The organism is Winogradskyella arenosi, from assembly GCF_003337305.1.
Classification (GTDB): Bacteria; Bacteroidota; Bacteroidia; order Flavobacteriales; family Flavobacteriaceae; genus Winogradskyella; species Winogradskyella arenosi.
Map to the genome: position 1 here is coordinate 172,002 of NZ_QPJO01000002.1, position 17,926 is coordinate 189,927.

The window sequence follows — 17,926 nt, forward strand, 5'->3', positions numbered from 1 at the left end:
TTTCATGATTCCCGTTGTCCTCTTCAATCCTTATTTTATTTAACTTTTTGAAATTGACTTTTTACCATAAAACGGTTTTCATCAATTAAAATGAGTCCGTATTCTACGGCCTCTTCCGGAACGGCATAGTTATATTCTAAACCATTATTGCTAATGTTTACAGGGACTTTTAAGTAGGTAGACCTTACTTTTTTCTTCTTGCCTTTGTTTGTTCTCTTAATAGGATCTGAAATTTTTACAAGCGCATAGCTTTCAATCACCTTAGATTTTCCTTGTTCTAATTGTACTGTTGCTTTACGCGATGCTGCGTTAAATGTATTCGAAGTAATCACAGGAATAGCAGCAACATTCTTATCGCTTTTAAATTTTGAAGGCTCCTTATACGGTAACTTAGCATCATAAGCTTTTAAATACGCTTCTAGTCTTGTAGATAAATCTTTAACAACTTCGGGTGCGCTTTTTGCGATATCGTATTTTTCTTCTAAGTCAGCGCGCTCTCCATCTTTATACAAACGATACAATTCATAATTTCCTTTCACATGGTTTTTATACAATTTATAATCGCCACGTCTTATTGCAGATTGCATTTGGTTATCTTTATTATGTGGGAAATGCCACCATAAATCTTCTCTTACTTCGCCTTTGGTGTTTTTAATAACCGTTGCATTATGATGTAAGACATTTTCAATATTTAATCCATCTAAATCTGAGCTATATTGATTCGGTATTTTACTATTGGTAAGGTCTAAAATTGTTGGGAAAAAGTCTAGCTGATTAACCAAACCATCAAATGTTTTACCCTTTGGGATATTTGGTCCTGAGATTAATAATGGCACTCTAATACCTCCTTCTTGAGCATACTTTTTACCTTCATCTAGTGGAAAATTATCGGTAACAATATCTCCATTTGCCTTTTCTACCGCTCCATTATCTGAGGAAAAGAAAATATACGTTGTTTCGTATAATTTTTTACCAGGATTTCTAGGGTCATCCGTAGTTTTCAATAGATCTACTACACGACCAAGACTCCAGTCTAAAGTGGTTACCATAGACCCGTAAAAAGGATTGGTTTGGCCACCTGTAGTGATAGGTATATTTTTTTCAGGAAATGGTATGCCTAATTTATCGCAATAGTATTGTAGCAATTCTCTGTTTTTAGTGTGTATTGGTGCATGTACCAACCAGTGTGCTAAATACAAAAAGAAAGGTTCCTCTTTACTGTCTTTAATAAACTTAAGTGCATTTTCAGTTACATCATCATATGGATATGAAATGCCATTTGGTGCATCTTTTGTAAAAGGCGGGTATTTTTCTTCGCTTAAACGGTACGCATCGTTTTTATTATGTGTCGCAAAATTGGTTAAACGATTGTTTGGGTGTTTAGGGCCTTGATGTGCGCCTCTAGATTCGTGAGCGAAATCAAATCCTTGATTTGTAGATGCTTGTGCTTTAAGGCTGCCAGCATGCCATTTTCCTACATGTCCTGTTTTATAACCATTCATTTTTAAAGCTTCAGCTATAGTAAAATGCTCTGGACTTAATCCTTCAGGAAAAAATGGGTGAAGGTAAATTGAACGTCCTGATGCAGTAGGAAGCTTACCTCCAGCAACATGTGTAACTCCCGTTTTAGTTGGGTGCTGGCCCGTTAGCAATGCACATCGAGAAGGTGCACAGGTAGGAGCGGGAGAATACCCATTTGTAAAGTTAATTCCGTCTTTTGCAAGGGCAACAATGTTAGGGGTTTCCCACGGTGTAGGTTCGTCTAAATTGTTTATTTCTGTATCCTGCCAACCTAAATCATCAACATGAAAAATGATAACGTTTGGTTTTATTATTTCGTTTTTTTCTTGACCGTTAATGGACAACGCACAAAAAAGAGTAAGCAATATTGCGTTGAAGAATGCTATGTTATTTTTCATTTTTAGATGAGTTTAATTCTATATATTTAATTAGTTTATTGTATGAAATTTACTTTTTACCATAAATCTATTTTCATCAATTAAGATAAAACCATACTCTTTGGCCTCTTGTGGAATGGTAAAGGAATACTCTAAGGCATTACTACTTACTTTTACTGGGACTTTGATATAGGTAGATTTAATTTTTTTTCGTTTTCCTTTTCCATTAGGTTGATCTGAGATTTTTATAAGCGCAAAACTTTCAATTACTTTTGATTTTCCGGCTTCTAATGCTATTGAAACAGTACGAGATTTTTCATCAAAAGAATCGCTTATTATAGTAGGAATAGAATTTGCATTTTTAAATTTTAAAGGATTCTTATAGGGTAGTTTGGCGTCGTAATCTTTAAGATATTTTTCTAATTTAGTGGCCAAATCGTTTACAATTTGAGGTTCTTGTTCGGCTAAATCGTATTTTTCTTCTAAATCATTACGTTTACCATTTTTATACAAACGGTGTAAAACATATTTACCTGAATTAAAGTTTTTGTATAATTTATAGTCTCCAGACCTTATTGCAGACTGGTTTTTAGTGTCGTCGCCATAAGGGTAATGCCACCACAAATCTGTTCTCACATGTCCATTTTCATCTTTAACCTCTTTTTTATCGGTTAGTAATACATTTGAAATGTCTAATCCATCTAACTCTGAATCAAATTGAGAAGGAATTGTACTATTTGTTAGATTTAAAATTGTTGGGTAAAAATCTAATTGATTAATTAAAACATCTTTTGTTGTGTTTTTTAAAACATTAGGCCCAGAAACAAGCAGCGGAACTCTAATACCACCTTCTTCTGTATATTTTTTTCCTTTATCTAATGGTGCATTATCAGACATTATTTCTGTTTTTCGTTTTTCTGCTCCTCCATTATCTGATGAAAAAAAGATATAGGTTGTTTCGTATAATTTTTTACCAGGATTTCTAGGGTCGTCGGTGGTCTTTAATAAATCTATAACGCGACCAAAACTCCAATCTAAAGTGGTTACCATAGCTCCAAAATAAGGATTGTTTTGTCCCTTTGCGGTCATAGGAATGTCTTCTTTTGGAAATTCCATTCCTAATTTATCACAGTAATATTGTAATAATTCACGGTTTTTGGTGTGAATAGGGTAGTGTACCATCCAATGTGCTAAATACAAGAAAAAAGGTTCTTCTTTACTGTTTTTAATAAACTCTAAAGCATGTTCTGTTACTGCATCTGTTGGATAGGAAATGCCATTAGGTGAAGCGTCCGTATACGGGAAATATTTTTCTTCACTTAAACGGTAAGGATCATTTTTTGAATTTGTAGCAAAATTATTTGTACGATTATGCTGTCCTTTAGGGCCTTGATGTGCTCCTCTAGACTCGTGTACAAAATCGAAACCTTGATTCTTAGACGATTGGATTTCTAGAGAGCCTGCATGCCATTTACCAACATGTCCTGTGGTGTAGCCATTCATTTTTAAAGCTTCTGCGATAGTAAAATTATCAGGCATTAAGCCCGAAGGATAGTATGGGTTAATATATTTATCGGCTTTATTAGCTTTAGGAATGCCTCCACCATTAACATTGGTAATCCCTGTTTTAGCCGGATGTAATCCACTTAAGAGTGCAGACCTAGAGGGCGCACAAGTAGGTGCTGGTGAATAACCATTTGTAAAATTTATAGCATCTTTAGCAAACGCTGTAATGTTTGGTGTGTCCCATGCACAAGGTTCGTCTAAATCATTGAGTTGTATGTCTTGCCAACCTAAATCATCTGCATAAAATATAATAATATTGGGTTTTATTAGGTCTTTCTTATTCTGACTAAAAGTAGGGTTAGAAACACATAATAAAATTGTAAGTATTGCTAATAGTGATTTCATTTTAGTGGTGTAAAATTTAAGTTTTTATTTATTTCCAATTCAGTTGGGCTTTTTTGTTTTTGATATCGAGCCAAACATCGAGATGTTCAAATGATCGTGTATAAATGTAACCTTCACGTTTTGCATAGCCTTTTGGTGCACCGAGTTTTTTTTCGTATTGCGGAAACGTTTTTAGCCAAACCGTAGATGTTTTTGTATTGTAACCATCGTGAGGGTAGACATAACTGTATTTTTCTGCGCAGACTAAAAATATAGCTAATAGATAGTCTAAACGTTCTGTAAAATCTTCATTGAAATCAATTTTTTTTCTTACATCATCAATACCTGCTTCTGCATTTTTTAGAGCTTTGCCTATCCCTAAAGACATTGCAATGATTTTTCCTTCTCTAGCAGATTTTTGTACGGCTTCTATGCCTTGTGCAAGGTAATCTTCATAAGTCATGCCAAAACTTTGATGTTCAAAACCTTCTATGTAAGATCCGTCAAAGAATTTTAAGTATTCTCTCCCAGAGTCTTCAAATTCCGGACGCACACGAATAATATTTGCAATAAGTAAATTGTCTTTTCCTATTTCGGCATCTAAATCAGCCATCATAGACAAATAACCTGATTTAATAGCCTGCTGTTTTTCTTTTCCAACACGACTATTAAAAAATACAGGTGCGAGTACTTTTATATTAGCATCTAAAAATACACCATCAATAAATGGGCTTTCTATAACCTTTTGGATATGGTTAATCCAATAGGTTCTAACGAAATCTTGAGAAATGTCAAAAAAACCTGTTTTACCATTAGGCATTAAGGCTTTTTTGCCTTTTGCGTTAACTAATAAAGCTTCAGGATGTTCGTTTAAAAATTGTTTGTCTTCTTGGTAACTTCCCCAATTGATAACCACATTTTTATAGTATAATATCTTAGCATTCGGATTGATGGTTTTTACAGCTTTAGCAGCGTTGATGGTACCTTTTTCAGTAGAACCAAACGTTTTACTTCCTGTGGTTTTTTCGAAGGTTATTAATGGGAATTTTGAAAGGTAGTTCACCTCTTTTTTTGTAAACGCGTCTGCTTTACGTAAGTGCATGTACAATGGTATTTTATCCCATGAGAACTCAGGCTGTATTTGTGTCTCATTAGCGGTTGTTTCTAACTTCTGAGCCGAACAGGCACTAAAGGAAACGGCTATTAAAAGCACTAGTAATGTCGTTTTGAAATGCATCTATATGTCTGTTTACTTAATTATTATTCTGTTATTATTTTAAAACAAATAGCAGATTGATTAGTTATCGCTTTAAAATTATTCTTAATGGCTAAACCATCGCTATTTTGTTTCCAGTTAATTTTTTTATCACTACCTAATAGCTGTATGTCTTTTATGCTTTTTTGTAAAAGGCCTTTTGTCTTCAATACTTTTATTAGGATGTCTTTTGTTGGTGGTGCTAAAACAAACGCATAGAGATTATCTCCTTTTTTGGTAAATCTAATGTCTTTCTCAGAAAACGGTTTTAAATTCTCACCTGCGCGTTTGGTTACGATTTCTAATGGTCCTTCGCCGAAAGTTTTCCATGGTCTAGTGTTGTAAATACCTTCTTTATTAATGTTTACAAAAGTGCCAAAATCACTGAGCATTTGCCTTTGATTGTCAGGGATTGTACCATCGCCTTTTAAAGCTATATTAATCATTACTATTCCGTTTTTACTTATGGCATCAATGGCGTTACCAATTAACACATCTAAGGACATTTTAGTAAATGAGTTTTTTCTATAAAACCAGCTTCCAGATAAATCGGTTGCCCAAATCCACGGGTATTTTTGCTGTTCGCCAAACATACCACGTTCTAAATTATAGGTAAATGCCGCTTTATTTTCTTTGGCATTTTTAAAGGATAAAACCGTGGTTTGTTTGCCATTGTTTTCTTTTAAATCTCTATTTAAATAGTCGGAAAATAGTTTTACACCCAATCCTTTACCCGTTTTTATAGTAGGATATGGTGAGTCGTTATTAAATAGGTCTGGATCGTATTTTTCAATTAAATCCCAAGAGCGTTTGTACCAATGTTGATTCCAACTGTCTTGACTCGCAAATGCGGCAGTATCGTAATCCATATTGAAGAATTCCCATTCTGGAGTGCCTTCTTTTTGAAATTTTCGGGCGGTTCTAAAAAAACGTGGTGACCAATATAAATGTGTGGATACTCCAAATTTTAAATGGTGTTGGTAGGCTGCATTCTTCCATTCCTTAAGTATATCTTTTTTTGGCCCCATTTTTACAGCATTCCAAGGAAAAAAGGAATCATACATATCAAAATTATCATGATGTGTGGCGACTGGCATAATAAAACGTGCACCACAATCTTTAACAAACTTTACTATGGCATTAGCATCAAAATTTTCAGCTTTAAAATTGGCTATAAATTTTTCGTAACCAAATTCTGATGGATGTCCATACCGTTTCGTGTGCCATTCTGTTAATTTTTCAGTTCTTATACGGTCTGCTTCGTTTCTTGCATCATAGGCGTCTGAACCATACATGCGTCTCCCGTAGTGCGAACCATCCTCTATTCTGTTTTCGTCTATTGCAGAAGGAATTCCCCAATGCATCCAAACCCCTATTTTACCATCTTTAAACCATTCAGGTACCTCATAATGCTCAGCCATAGATTCCCAATTAGCGTCAATTGTATTTTTAGTCGATTGCGTTTGACTAAAAACAAAAGAAGTGCTTAATGTTAAAAAAAAGAGGGTTGTAAGTTTTTTAATAGACATATGAATCCATTTATCGGGTATATACAAAGTAACCGTTTAGTAATTTAGCAAGGCTTCTCTATTCTGTCATTTTGTTGCTGTAAAAATTCAAATGACCTTCGAACGCTTAGTGCATAAGGGGTTGGTTGATTAGAGAAAATTTAAAAACGAACAGAGCAAGCTAAATAGTCTTATTTGATACATATTTGTGGTCATACGAACTAACTCAATACGTCATGAAAAAAAATAATTCAAAGGTTTTACTATTTCTATTGTTAATTCAGTGCTTTTTAGGTTTTGCACAAAATCAGACGGTAACAGGAATAGTTACAGACATTAATAATGTACCGCTTCTGGGTGTTAGTATTATAGAAAAAGGTACTACCAATGGAATAATGAATGATATGGATGGAGAATATTCCATACAATTAAAGAATCCTGATGCGATACTTGTATTTCATTATTTGGGATTTAAGACCGTAGAATTTTCCACTAAAGGAAAAGAAGTAATTAACGTGATAATGAAAGAAGATTCTGAGGCTTTAGATGAAGTTGTTCTTACTGTAGGTATTCGAAGTTCGCAATTGAATGCTGTAAGGGAAAAACGAGAGGCAGCTACGGTTATTGAAGCTATTACTCCTGAAGATATTGGTAGTTTTTCAGATAGTAATGTTACGGATGCCTTACAAAGAGTTGCTGGTGTGCAAATAGAGCGAAATGATGATGGTGTTTCTGGAGATAGAGTATCTATAAGAGGTATTGGCCCTCAGTTTGTAAAGATTACTATGAATGGCCGTACTCCAATTTCTGCAGGAAATGAAGGGAAATCTGATTTTCGGAAATTTAATTTAAATGTTATACCCACTGAAATTATTAATGGAGCTAGAATTCAAAAATCAACTCAAGCTAAAGAGCTATCCACAGCGATTGGTGGAACTGTGGATTTTCAAACTTTAAGGCCATTAGATACAAAATATAAAAGAGGAAAAAATTATTTTGCTAGTGTGAATGTTAGAGGTGATAGTGAAGCTGAATTTGAAGATATTGATTTTGATACTAGGTTATCTGGTGTTTTTGGAGGTAAAGTAAATGAAAAATTAGGAGTTGCGGTTTCTACAGTTTACACAGACGATTTTAGGTTACGGGAAGAAGCTGGTATGAGAGGGTACAGAAATGTAGATTTTTATGAGGATACAAATAGTAATGGTGCTTTTGAAGATGGAGAGATTGTATACCAAGGTATCCTTGTTCCAGCTACAATAAACAATGCTATTAGAAAAGACGATAGAGAGCAACTAGCTTTATCTGCAGCAATTCAGTACAAGCCCGATGAGAAATTAGAGTTTTTATTAGATTATACTTTTACTAGTTTAAAAAATTTTTCCGATAGACAACAATTTCAATTCACAATGGCTTCTGGAGGTAATAATGGATTGCTTGGTGTTAATAATTTTTTTACGCCAGAGAGCATTGGTTTTAATGGAAATAATTTAGCATTTATAAATGCGGCAGGAGCGAATTTGTCTCGAGTAAATATTCAAAATAAAAATCAGTTTTATACAAATAATACCACAAATAATATTATTGGATTGAATACTGCATATAAGCAATCTGAAAAATTAAAATTAAGTTTCGATTTGTCATATTCAGATTTGGATTATTTTCAAGACCTAACGCAAATAACAGCAAGATTAGACGGCAGAGATTATGATAATAGTATCTTTAGTATAGATTTAAGAGGTAATGTTCCATTGTATGGAGTTCCTGATGAAATTTTTGATACTTCACTAATAAATTTGATAAGTGCAGCGAAGAGACATATTAGAACAAAGGGCTATAATTATGCCTCTAGATTAGATGCAGAGTATGAGTTAAATCAAAATGTTAAATTATCTTTAGGAGCAAGAGCAGCAATAACGGATTTTGAGGCTAGAGAGGCTCAATTAAATACAGATGAAATATACGGTGATTATACAGATGAACAACAACTTCAATTTACAAATTTAATATCTGGAGATAATAATCTTACCGATGGAGATTTTTTATATGGAGAGACAGGTTTAAATCAATGGATAAATATTCCTGGGAATGCAGTACTAGATTTAACACCAGGATTTAATGATCTGGATGGTGGAAGTATTTTTGATTTTGATAAACCTATAGATGAATTAAATTCAGAAGAAGGAGATTTACAATTTAATTCACCTAATTCTTATGGAGCTATCGAAAGAAGTTATTCTACCTATGCACAAGCTGATGCTATAACAGAGGTATTTGATATTCCAGTTATATTAAATTTTGGGGTCAGAGCTATAAATACAATAAATGAATCTAGAGGATTTACTGGAGTCCAACAATTTGATCCTATAGCTCAAACTGTAGAAGTAGTAAATGATGCTTTGTACCATGAGGTAGAAAACTCTAGATGGGATGTATTACCTAGCTTTAATGCCAATTTTAAAATAAGAAGAAATTTTAATTGGCGTATAAGTGCTGCTAAAGGGGTATCAAGACCAAGATTTATAGATATTATACCAAGTAATGAAGTGGTATATTTAAATCCAGAGTCTGAAATATTTAATCCTAATTCACCAGATTACGAGCCAAATTTAGGAGAAAGTTTACTCAGAGGAACTATAACTTCTGGAAATCCAGAATTAAAACCCTACAGTGCATGGATGTATGATACCACATTTGAATGGTATAGTAATAATGGAGGGGCTATTGTTGGTAGTGTTTTTTTTAAAGATATCAAGAATTATATAGGAGGGCAAACATTAAATGATCAAGCTTACCCAGGAATAGAAGAGTTAGGGGTTGCACTGCCAGAAGGTCAAGAAGATTTGCTGTTTGATATTTCAAAACCTATTAATATTACAAATGCGAAACTCTTTGGTTTTGAAATAGGATTTAATCAACACTTTACATTTTTACCTGGTTTTGCAAGTGGATTTGGTTTACGTGCGAATTACTCTTTTGTAGAAAGTAATTTTGATGGTGCTGTCGGAGATGCTACTAATGGCTTTCCAGGAACTTCCAAACATAACCTAAATACGGTAATGTACTATGAAAAATACGGTTTCTCTTTTAGATTTACTGCTGCTTACCGGAGTAATTACCTAAGTAATCTTGGAGGTATCGGATCTACACGTGCTGACGAAACACATTACACCGAAGGAACCACTTTATTAGGTGTTAATTTAAAGTATAATATATTAAAGGGATTACAAGTTAGTGCAGGAGTAAGTAACCTTACAGGTGAAGATACTCGCAGGTATATAGATGATGATCCTCAAAACCTTACTTCGTATTACCGTAGAACTCCAACCTGGAAAATTGGTTTAAGATATAGATTATAATTCTATAGAATTGTATTTCATGTTAATTGAAAATTTATAAAAATGTAGGTAGTTTCTCTAACACTTTACATTGTGAAAAATAATTGCTAGCTACAAATCAAAAAAAATAATACGCATATGTTTAATAATAGATATTTAATAGTTACCGTTTTTTTAATGCTTATTAGCGTTACCTATATCCATTCTCAAGAAAAAGAGAAAGACAAAAAAGGAATGGAAGAAATGTGGGGAGAAACAACGGTTTCTGGTGATGCTTTAAAAAGTGGAAAGGCGAAGTTGTTTGACGAAGGCAACTACGGCATGTTTATCCATTGGGGTTTATTTTCAAATTTAGGTGGAGTTTGGGAAGATAAGACGTATTACGGTATTGGGGAATGGTTAATGAGCAAACGTGTTGCTAATATTGCTCCTGAGAAATATATGGAAACTGCAAAAACATTTAATCCAATAGAATTTGATGCTAAGCAGATTGCACAATTGGCAAAAGACGCTGGTATGAAATATATTATTATTACCAGTAAGCATCACGAAGGGTTTGCGATGTTCGATTCTGAAGCTAGTGATTTTAATATCGTAGATGCTACACCATTTGGTAGAGATCCCATGCACGAGTTATCTGCAGCGTGTAAAGAATTAGGACTTGGATTCGGATTTTATTATTCTCATAATCAAGACTGGACGGCGCCAGGAGGTACTAGAGGTCCTGAATATGACAAGAATGGAAATAAGATGGACTTTAAAGATTATTTCTACAATAAATGTAAACCTCAAGTAAAAGAAATATGTACTAATTATGGTGACATCGATTTCGTATGGTTTGACACACCTGGCGATATGCCAAAAGAATACGTGGTAGAATTAGCCGATATGGTAAGAGAGTTACAACCCAATGCTATGATGTGTAGTCGCGTAGGATATGGTATGGGTGATTATGCGAGCATTGGAGATATGGAAGTGCCTACCCGAAATGTAGAAGGGCTATGGGAAACTTGTGATACCAACAACGATTCTTGGTCATATGCATGGTATGATAATAACTTTAAAAGTCCTAAAAAGATTTTAGGTCGTGTTATTGAAACTGTAGCAAGAGGTGGTACGTATTTATTTAATGTAGGTCCAGATAGTAATGGCGCAATACCGAGTATTGGTATAGAATTTTTACAAGAGTCTGGTCGTTGGATTCAAAAATACCCACAAGTTGTTTACGCTGCAGGTAATTCACCTTGGGGCTATGCATTACCTTGGGGAGATGTTACTACTAATGATAAATCCCTTTATTTATCTGTAAGCGAATGGCCAACTAATGGTAAATTATACTTACCTGGATTAAAATCTAAAGTCAAAAAAATATCCGTTTTAAATGGTGACAAAAAGAGTTCACTTAAATATTCTAAAGATAAGGATTGGTTAGTTATCGACGTGCCTTATAAAGCACCTGAAGAATTGATTTCTGTAATTGAAGTAGAACTTGAAGATGCAGAAGCTGTAGTAGAATCGCATTTCGGAATCTACCCGAATGTGCCTACAAGATTACTAACGGAATTTGGTGAGGTTGAAGGTGCAGAACAAAAAAATGTACGATGGATGGAGAAATTTGGGGAATGGAAACATGCCAACCAAGTTAGTAATTGGGAAGAAGATGGTACAGTTTGCTGGGAAGTAAACGTTCAAGAACCAGGTTACTATTATTTAGATTTAGAATATAAAGGTGAAGGACGTTTAGTCTGGAAAACCACAACAGATCAAGGCGTTAAAGTACAAAACCAACAAGCTGCAACAGATAAGTACGCGTACCGCAGAATGGGAATTTTAGAATTTAAAACTGCGGGTAATCATACTATAAAAACGTCTTTAGTTGAAGGAGATGCGCAAACATCGAGCTTAAAATCTATTAAAATTTCACCTATAAAATAGCCAGATTATCATGAAGTTAGCTGCTCTACATAAAAGTTCATTTTTAATAGCTCTTTTTACGGTATATACTGCCTTTTCACAAAATGATAAGCATTATCCAAAATTTAATTGGGACAAGGTTCCTGTTGCGTTTCACTTTGGGAAAAAAGGAGATTTGCTTACCAAGTCTGAAGCCGAATTTATAGCAGCTCGTTCAAATTTTACTGTTTTAGAAAAGGCTCATGGTTATCCCAAATACAAGTACTCGGAAGAAGCAATTGCTTTAGATGCTAAAGTCTTAAAGGATTTAAACCCAGATATGAAAGTGGTATTCTATTGGAATGCGTTTTTAGATTACAATATGTATAAAGCACATGAAGATTACCAAACAAAATCAGACTGGTGGCTAAAAACAAAAACAGGAGAATTAGATTTAAAAGATGGTAAATTAAAGCGCTATGATTTATCTAATCCAGAACTCAGAGATTGGTGGTCTAATGTCGCTAAAGACAATTTAAATAATGAAAACATAGATGGTGTTTTCTTTGATGCCTTGGTCCAAGTTACCAATCCAAGAAATAAACAATTATGGGGAGCTGAAAAGTTTGATGCCATACAACAAGGTTTAAAAGACCTAATTAAAGAAACTAGAGCTAAAATTGGTGATGACAAATTAATCGTTTATAACGGCATTCGTTCCACACCAATAAGAAATAGCGAAAATGACTTTCCAGAGTTTACAGATGCCATAATGATTGAACATTTCGGATATTTTAATAGTAAAACAAAAGAAAGTATGCTCAAAGATATCCAAGAAATGGAAAAAGCTGGTAAAAGTGGTAAAATTGTAGTGTTTAAGACTTGGCCAGAGAATGCTTGGGTAAACAAAGCTTTTATGGCTAAATCTGAAAAAGAAAAAGCCGAAATAGCCAAAGAGCACTTAAACTTTGCCTTAGCTTCTTTTTTAGCCGGAGCACAAAAACATTCATATATTAGTTACAATTGGGGGTATCGTTTAGGTATGGGCTCACTCTTATGGTATCCGGAATTTGATAAACCCTTAGGTAAACCATTAAACGAGATGCAAGTAGACGGTTGGATTTTAACCCGAAACTATGAACATGCTAATATTTGGGTCGATTTAGAAAACAAAAAAGCAACGATAGATTGGAAAACACAAAACTAAAATCATGAAAATAAGCGCCTACTTTTATTTGATAATGTTGGTGTGCTTAACCGCTTGTCAAGAACAAACAAAACCAACACCCCAAGTCAATAAACCCAACATCATCCTATTTTATGCAGATGATATGGGTTTTGGTGATTTAGAAATTCAAAATCCACAATCTAAAATACCCACACCTCATTTAAATCAATTAGCCAAAGAAGGCCTTTTAATGACGGATGCGCATAGTTCTTCAGGAGTTTGCACGCCGAGTCGTTATGCCTTGCTATCTGGTCGCTATCATTGGAGAGATTTTAATGATATCGTACATGCTATGGGCGAATCTGTATTTAAAGAAAATCAGGTAACCTTACCTCGTATTCTTAATAATAACGGTTACCATACAGCAGCTATTGGGAAATGGCATTTAGGGTGGAACTGGGAAGCAATTAGAAAAAAGGAGGTTACTCAAAAAGTAAAAGCGAAACACGGCAAAAAAGAAATTGAAATTTGGCCAGCATTAGCTTATGATTGGAAAAAAACAATACCTAATGGTCCTTTATCTATTGGATTTGATTCTTATTTTGGTGATGGTACCATTAACTTTCCACCTTATACTTGGATAGAAAATGACAAAGTAAAAGAAATACCAACCATAACGTTACAACATCCTAAAGAAGATTTTGCATTAGAAGGGAACTGGGAATTACGACCAGGACCGGCTATTGAAAATTGGGATTTTTATAAAGTGTTGCCTACCGTAACTCGTAAAGCAGTAACTTTTATAAAAAATCAAGAAAAAGCGAAAGAACCTTTCTTCTTGTATATGGCATTTCCTTCGCCTCATGCCCCAATAATCCCCAATAAAGAGTTTAGAGGAAAAAGCAATGCAGGACCTTATGGCGATTTTGTGTACCAAACCGACGATGCTGTTGGGCAAATTTTAGAGGCTTTAAAAGCAATTAATGCCGATGACAATACCATTGTTATTTTTACTTCAGATAATGGGACAGAACGTTATGCTTATGACCGTTTTAAAAATTATAATCACGATAGTTCTCATCCATTTAGAGGTGTTAAAAGAGATGTTTATGAAGGCGGACATCACGTGCCTTTTATCGTAAAATGGCCAAACCAAATTAAACCAGGAACAAAGAGCAATCAATTGTTCAGTCAAATAGACCTTTTACATACGTTAGCGTCTATTACCAATAGCGATTTACCAAAAGGATTTCAGCATGATAGTTTTAATTTTTCTAACGTATGGTTAACTAATACAGATGAACCCGTAAGAGAAACTATTGTTCACAATACCTGGACGTCTAAATATGCAATACGAAAGGGCGATTGGTTGTATATTAATAATAAAGATGGATATCACACCAGAATACCAAAATGGTTTGAAGAAGGGCAGCGTTTTAATACCGCTACGGATACTGTTCAGCTCTTCAATCTTAAAGACGATATTGGGCAAAATACCAATCTAGCAAACCAGTTTCCAGAAAAAGTGAGGGAATTATCAGCAGCATTGCATGACGAACAGAAAAAAGAAACCTTTGAAAATTAATACCGAAATGAGAATGCGTTATTTAAAACATATTACACTTTTATGGGTTGCTATTGCAATTTATTCTTATAATGAGACTAAGACGAAAACTGTAGCTGATAATGGAGCTGTAGCTAAAACAGAAGATTTAAGGCCAAACATTATTTTCATTTTTGCAGATGATTGGGGTTATGGAGATTTAGGCGTGTATGGAAATTCAGAAGTGGTGACCCCTAATCTAGATAAAATGGCTTCAGAAGGCACGCGATATACACAGTTTCATGTGACTAGTGGTGTATGTTCGCCAAGCAGAGCTTCGGTTTTAACTGGTCATTTTCCAGCAAGACACCGTGTGCACGGACATTTTGCGGGAAATGAAGTCAATGCCAAACGTAATATGCCCAATTATTTAACCGATTCCTTGCCTGTTTATTTGCCTAAAATCATGCAAAAAGCAGGTTATACAACGGCACATTTTGGGAAATGGCATTTAGGTGGTGGCGGTAAACCTCATGGCGATCCTTCAGCACCAGAACCGAAAGTGTATGGCTATGATGAGGCTAGGGTTTGGAACGGAAATGGTCCAACTTGGAAAGGCGATCAAAAATGGCCAACCACAAGATTTATGGATACCGATACGCTATGGGTGCAGAGTTCTAGTAAAATTGCTGTAGACGAAACTATCGACTTTATCAAAAGAAATAAAGGCAAACAACCAATGTTTGTAAACCTTTGGTTAAAAGATCCACATACACCTTTATGGCCTTCCGAGGCACAGCGCGAACCGTTTAAAGGCTTGTCGCCAAGCAAAGAAACCTATTATGCGGTTTTAAAAGATGCCGATTATCATATAGGACGTTTATTAGATTCCATCTCAGAAATGGGATTAGATGACAACACCTTAATTGTGTTTTCTAGTGATAATGGTCCTGCAGGATGGGGACCTTCTAAAAAAGCGGGTTCTACAGCAGGTTTAAAAGGACGGAAAGTAGATATCTTTCAAGGGGGGGTGGTGGTGCCTTTTATTGTAAAATGGAAAAATCATGTTGAAGAAAATAAGGTAGATTCTACTAGTGTGCTTTCCACTGTAGATTTATTACCAACCTTTGCCAGTTTAGCGCAAAGTGAATTACCAAACGATTATCCAATTGATGGAGAAAATATAAGTTCAATTTTAGAAAACAATAGTTTTACAAGAACAAAACCCTTATTTTGGGAATGGCGTTTTCCTAGAGAAAACACCAATCATTGGGCACAAGGTGCCGTTAGAAAAGGCGATTGGAAACTATTGTTTAATGACCAAATAAAAAGAGAAGAACTCTATCATATTTCTGAAGACCCAAAGGAAAACAATAATGTTACTAAAGCGAATCCACAACGTGTTGATACACTTAAACAACTTTGGTACGATTGGAAAAAAGAACTTCCGGAATAACTAAATAACGCTTAAAAATAATTTAATAACACCATAGACTTTCAAAAAATAGTATTGAAATGAACAAAAAAATAATAGTATTAATGGCGCTTATGGGATTTGCATTTTCATGTACCTCTCAATCAACAAAAACAGTGACTAAGAAAAAATCGAAACAGCCTAACGTCATTGTAATTATAACCGATGATCAAGGTTATGGAGATCTTGGTGCTCATGGTAATACCTTGGTAAAAACACCAGCATTAGATGAGTTTCATGACGAATCCGTTAGGTTAACCGATTTTCATGTTGGTCCTACTTGTGCACCTTCAAGATCAGGTTTAATGACCGGAAGATATGCCAATAGAGTTGGCGTTTGGCATACTATAGGTGGTGTATCTCTATTAAGAGAAGATGAGGTGACCATGGCTGAGGTATTTCAAGAAAATGGCTATGAAACAGCAATGTTTGGTAAATGGCATTTGGGAGATACTTATCCTTCTAGACCACAAGATAAAGGCTTTGAATACACCGTTACACATGGTGGAGGTGGTGTTGGCCAAACACCAGATTATTGGGATAATGATTATTTTGATGATACTTATTTTAAAAATGGCGTGCCTACAAAGTACAAAGGTTACTGTACTGATGTCTGGTTTGATGAGGCTATAGATTATATTGAAACACATAAAGACCAACCGTTTTTTACCTACATCTCTACAAATGCACCACACTTACCTTATAATGTTCCTGAAGACTATTATAAGCAATACAAAGATTTAGATATTCCGGAGTTTCAAAAAATCTTCTACGGAATGATTACTAACGTAGACGATAATTTTGCGAAACTTCAAAAGAAATTAGAAGACTTAAAAATAGCAGATAATACCATTGTTATTTTTATGACCGATAACGGAACGGCTTCAGGGTATAAGAAAGTTAAAGGGCAGCTTTACGGTTATAATGCAGGAATGAAAGGCACAAAAAATAGTGAATATGAAGGTGGACACCGAGTACCATTCTTTATTAAGTATCCCGAGAAAAATATTGAAGGCGGAAGAGATGTTAAGGCGCTTACGGCACATTTAGATATTTTACCAACCTTAGCCACTTTATGTGATTTAGAATTGCCAGAGCGTCAAAAGGAAATTGATGGTTCAGATATTTCAGCACTTCTTTTAGGAGAAAAAGATAGTATTGGTAGAGATTATCTTATTACAGATTCGCAACGTGTGCAGAGTCCTATAAAATGGAGAAAAAGTGCCGTGATGTCAGATAAAATGCGATTGGTTAATGGGAAAGAATTATATGATGTGTCTAAAGATCCAGGGCAAGAGCATGACTTAGCTGCACAATTCCCAGAGAAAGTGGAGCAAATGCGTGGATATTATAACGAATGGTGGAGCTCTGTTTCAACAGAATTTAACCAGTTTCCAATTATCGTTTTAGGGTCAGATCAGCAGAATCCTATTGAATTAACCTGTCATGATACGCATGTGCACGATTCTAAAATTCCATGGAATCAAAATTATATCAGAGAAGCACAAAAGAACCCAATAGGAGGTGAGTTTACCGTAGCCTTTGAGCAATCGGGAACCTACACCATTGAATTAAGCAGATGGCCTTTTGAAGCTGGTTTAGCTATTAATGCCGCTGTTGAAGGTAAGGAAGGTACCATTTCTACCGAAGCTATTGCAGCAGGAAGAACCATGAATTTTAAATCTGGTGGTGTAAAAATCGGCGCTTGGGAGCAAACAAAAGCTATAACTAAAGACGCTAAAGTGATTAGTTTTACGGGGAACTTTACCAAAGGAGAAACCGATATGAGTGCATGGTTTACAACCGATGAAGATGAAGATTGGGGAGCTTTTTATATGAGAGTCACTAGAGTCTCTAAAGACTTTTCTTTAATAGATTAGTCCCGGATTATATAACAAACATAGGTGGTGTTACACATCACTTTATAAAATAAAAAAAAGGGAAAGTTTACTTTCCCTT

The 17,926-nt window shown here is 34.9% G+C and carries 10 protein-coding genes; 6 read left to right on the forward strand and 4 right to left on the reverse strand.

The features are described 5' to 3' along the window. Window positions 1-35: 35 nt before the first annotated feature. Genes DFQ08_RS05535 through DFQ08_RS05550 form a run of 4 tightly spaced genes read right to left on the reverse strand, consistent with a single transcriptional unit; the run spans window position 36 to window position 6,572 of the window. The gene (locus tag DFQ08_RS05535) at window positions 36-1,919 is read right to left on the reverse strand and encodes a sulfatase (RefSeq protein WP_114308826.1); all 1,884 of its coding nucleotides are present in this window, start codon (window positions 1,917-1,919) and stop codon (window positions 36-38) included. A 30-nt stretch (window positions 1,920-1,949) separates the two neighbouring features. Further along, a complete protein-coding gene (locus DFQ08_RS05540; protein ID WP_114308827.1) occupies window positions 1,950-3,809 on the reverse strand; it encodes a sulfatase in 1,860 nt (619 codons plus the stop codon). 28 nt (window positions 3,810-3,837) lie between these two features. After that, window positions 3,838-5,025: a putative glycoside hydrolase gene (locus DFQ08_RS05545; protein ID WP_114308828.1), complete on the reverse strand. Its 1,188-nt coding sequence runs from the start codon at window positions 5,023-5,025 to the stop codon at window positions 3,838-3,840. A gap of 23 nt (window positions 5,026-5,048) precedes the next feature. Further along, window positions 5,049-6,572 (reverse strand): alpha-L-fucosidase, encoded by a 1,524-nt coding sequence (locus DFQ08_RS05550; protein ID WP_114308829.1) that lies wholly within the window; start codon window positions 6,570-6,572, stop codon window positions 5,049-5,051. Between the two features lie 215 nt (window positions 6,573-6,787). Between DFQ08_RS05550 and DFQ08_RS05555 the strand changes: the two genes are divergently transcribed. The 6 genes from DFQ08_RS05555 to DFQ08_RS05580 all read left to right on the forward strand — a co-directional run bounded on the left by DFQ08_RS05555 (window position 6,788) and on the right by DFQ08_RS05580 (window position 17,847). Continuing rightward, window positions 6,788-9,910: a TonB-dependent receptor gene (locus tag DFQ08_RS05555; protein WP_114308830.1), complete on the forward strand. Its 3,123-nt coding sequence runs from the start codon at window positions 6,788-6,790 to the stop codon at window positions 9,908-9,910. 117 nt (window positions 9,911-10,027) lie between these two features. After that, the gene (locus tag DFQ08_RS05560) at window positions 10,028-11,824 is read left to right on the forward strand and encodes an alpha-L-fucosidase (RefSeq protein WP_220235576.1); all 1,797 of its coding nucleotides are present in this window, start codon (window positions 10,028-10,030) and stop codon (window positions 11,822-11,824) included. A gap of 10 nt (window positions 11,825-11,834) precedes the next feature. Further along, on the forward strand, window positions 11,835-12,989 hold the full coding sequence (locus DFQ08_RS05565; RefSeq protein ID WP_114308831.1) for a putative glycoside hydrolase: 1,155 nt from the start codon (window positions 11,835-11,837) through the stop codon (window positions 12,987-12,989). A 4-nt stretch (window positions 12,990-12,993) separates the two neighbouring features. Further along, a complete protein-coding gene (locus tag DFQ08_RS05570; RefSeq protein WP_114308832.1) occupies window positions 12,994-14,535 on the forward strand; it encodes a sulfatase family protein in 1,542 nt (513 codons plus the stop codon). Next, window positions 14,501-15,949: a sulfatase family protein gene (locus DFQ08_RS05575; protein ID WP_114308833.1), complete on the forward strand. Its 1,449-nt coding sequence runs from the start codon at window positions 14,501-14,503 to the stop codon at window positions 15,947-15,949. Before DFQ08_RS05570 ends, DFQ08_RS05575 begins: the two co-directional genes overlap by 35 nt. 59 nt (window positions 15,950-16,008) lie before the next feature. Then, entirely contained in the window at window positions 16,009-17,847 is a 1,839-nt protein-coding gene (locus tag DFQ08_RS05580; RefSeq protein WP_245935381.1) for an arylsulfatase, read from the forward strand. Window positions 17,848-17,926: the final 79 nt, after the last annotated feature.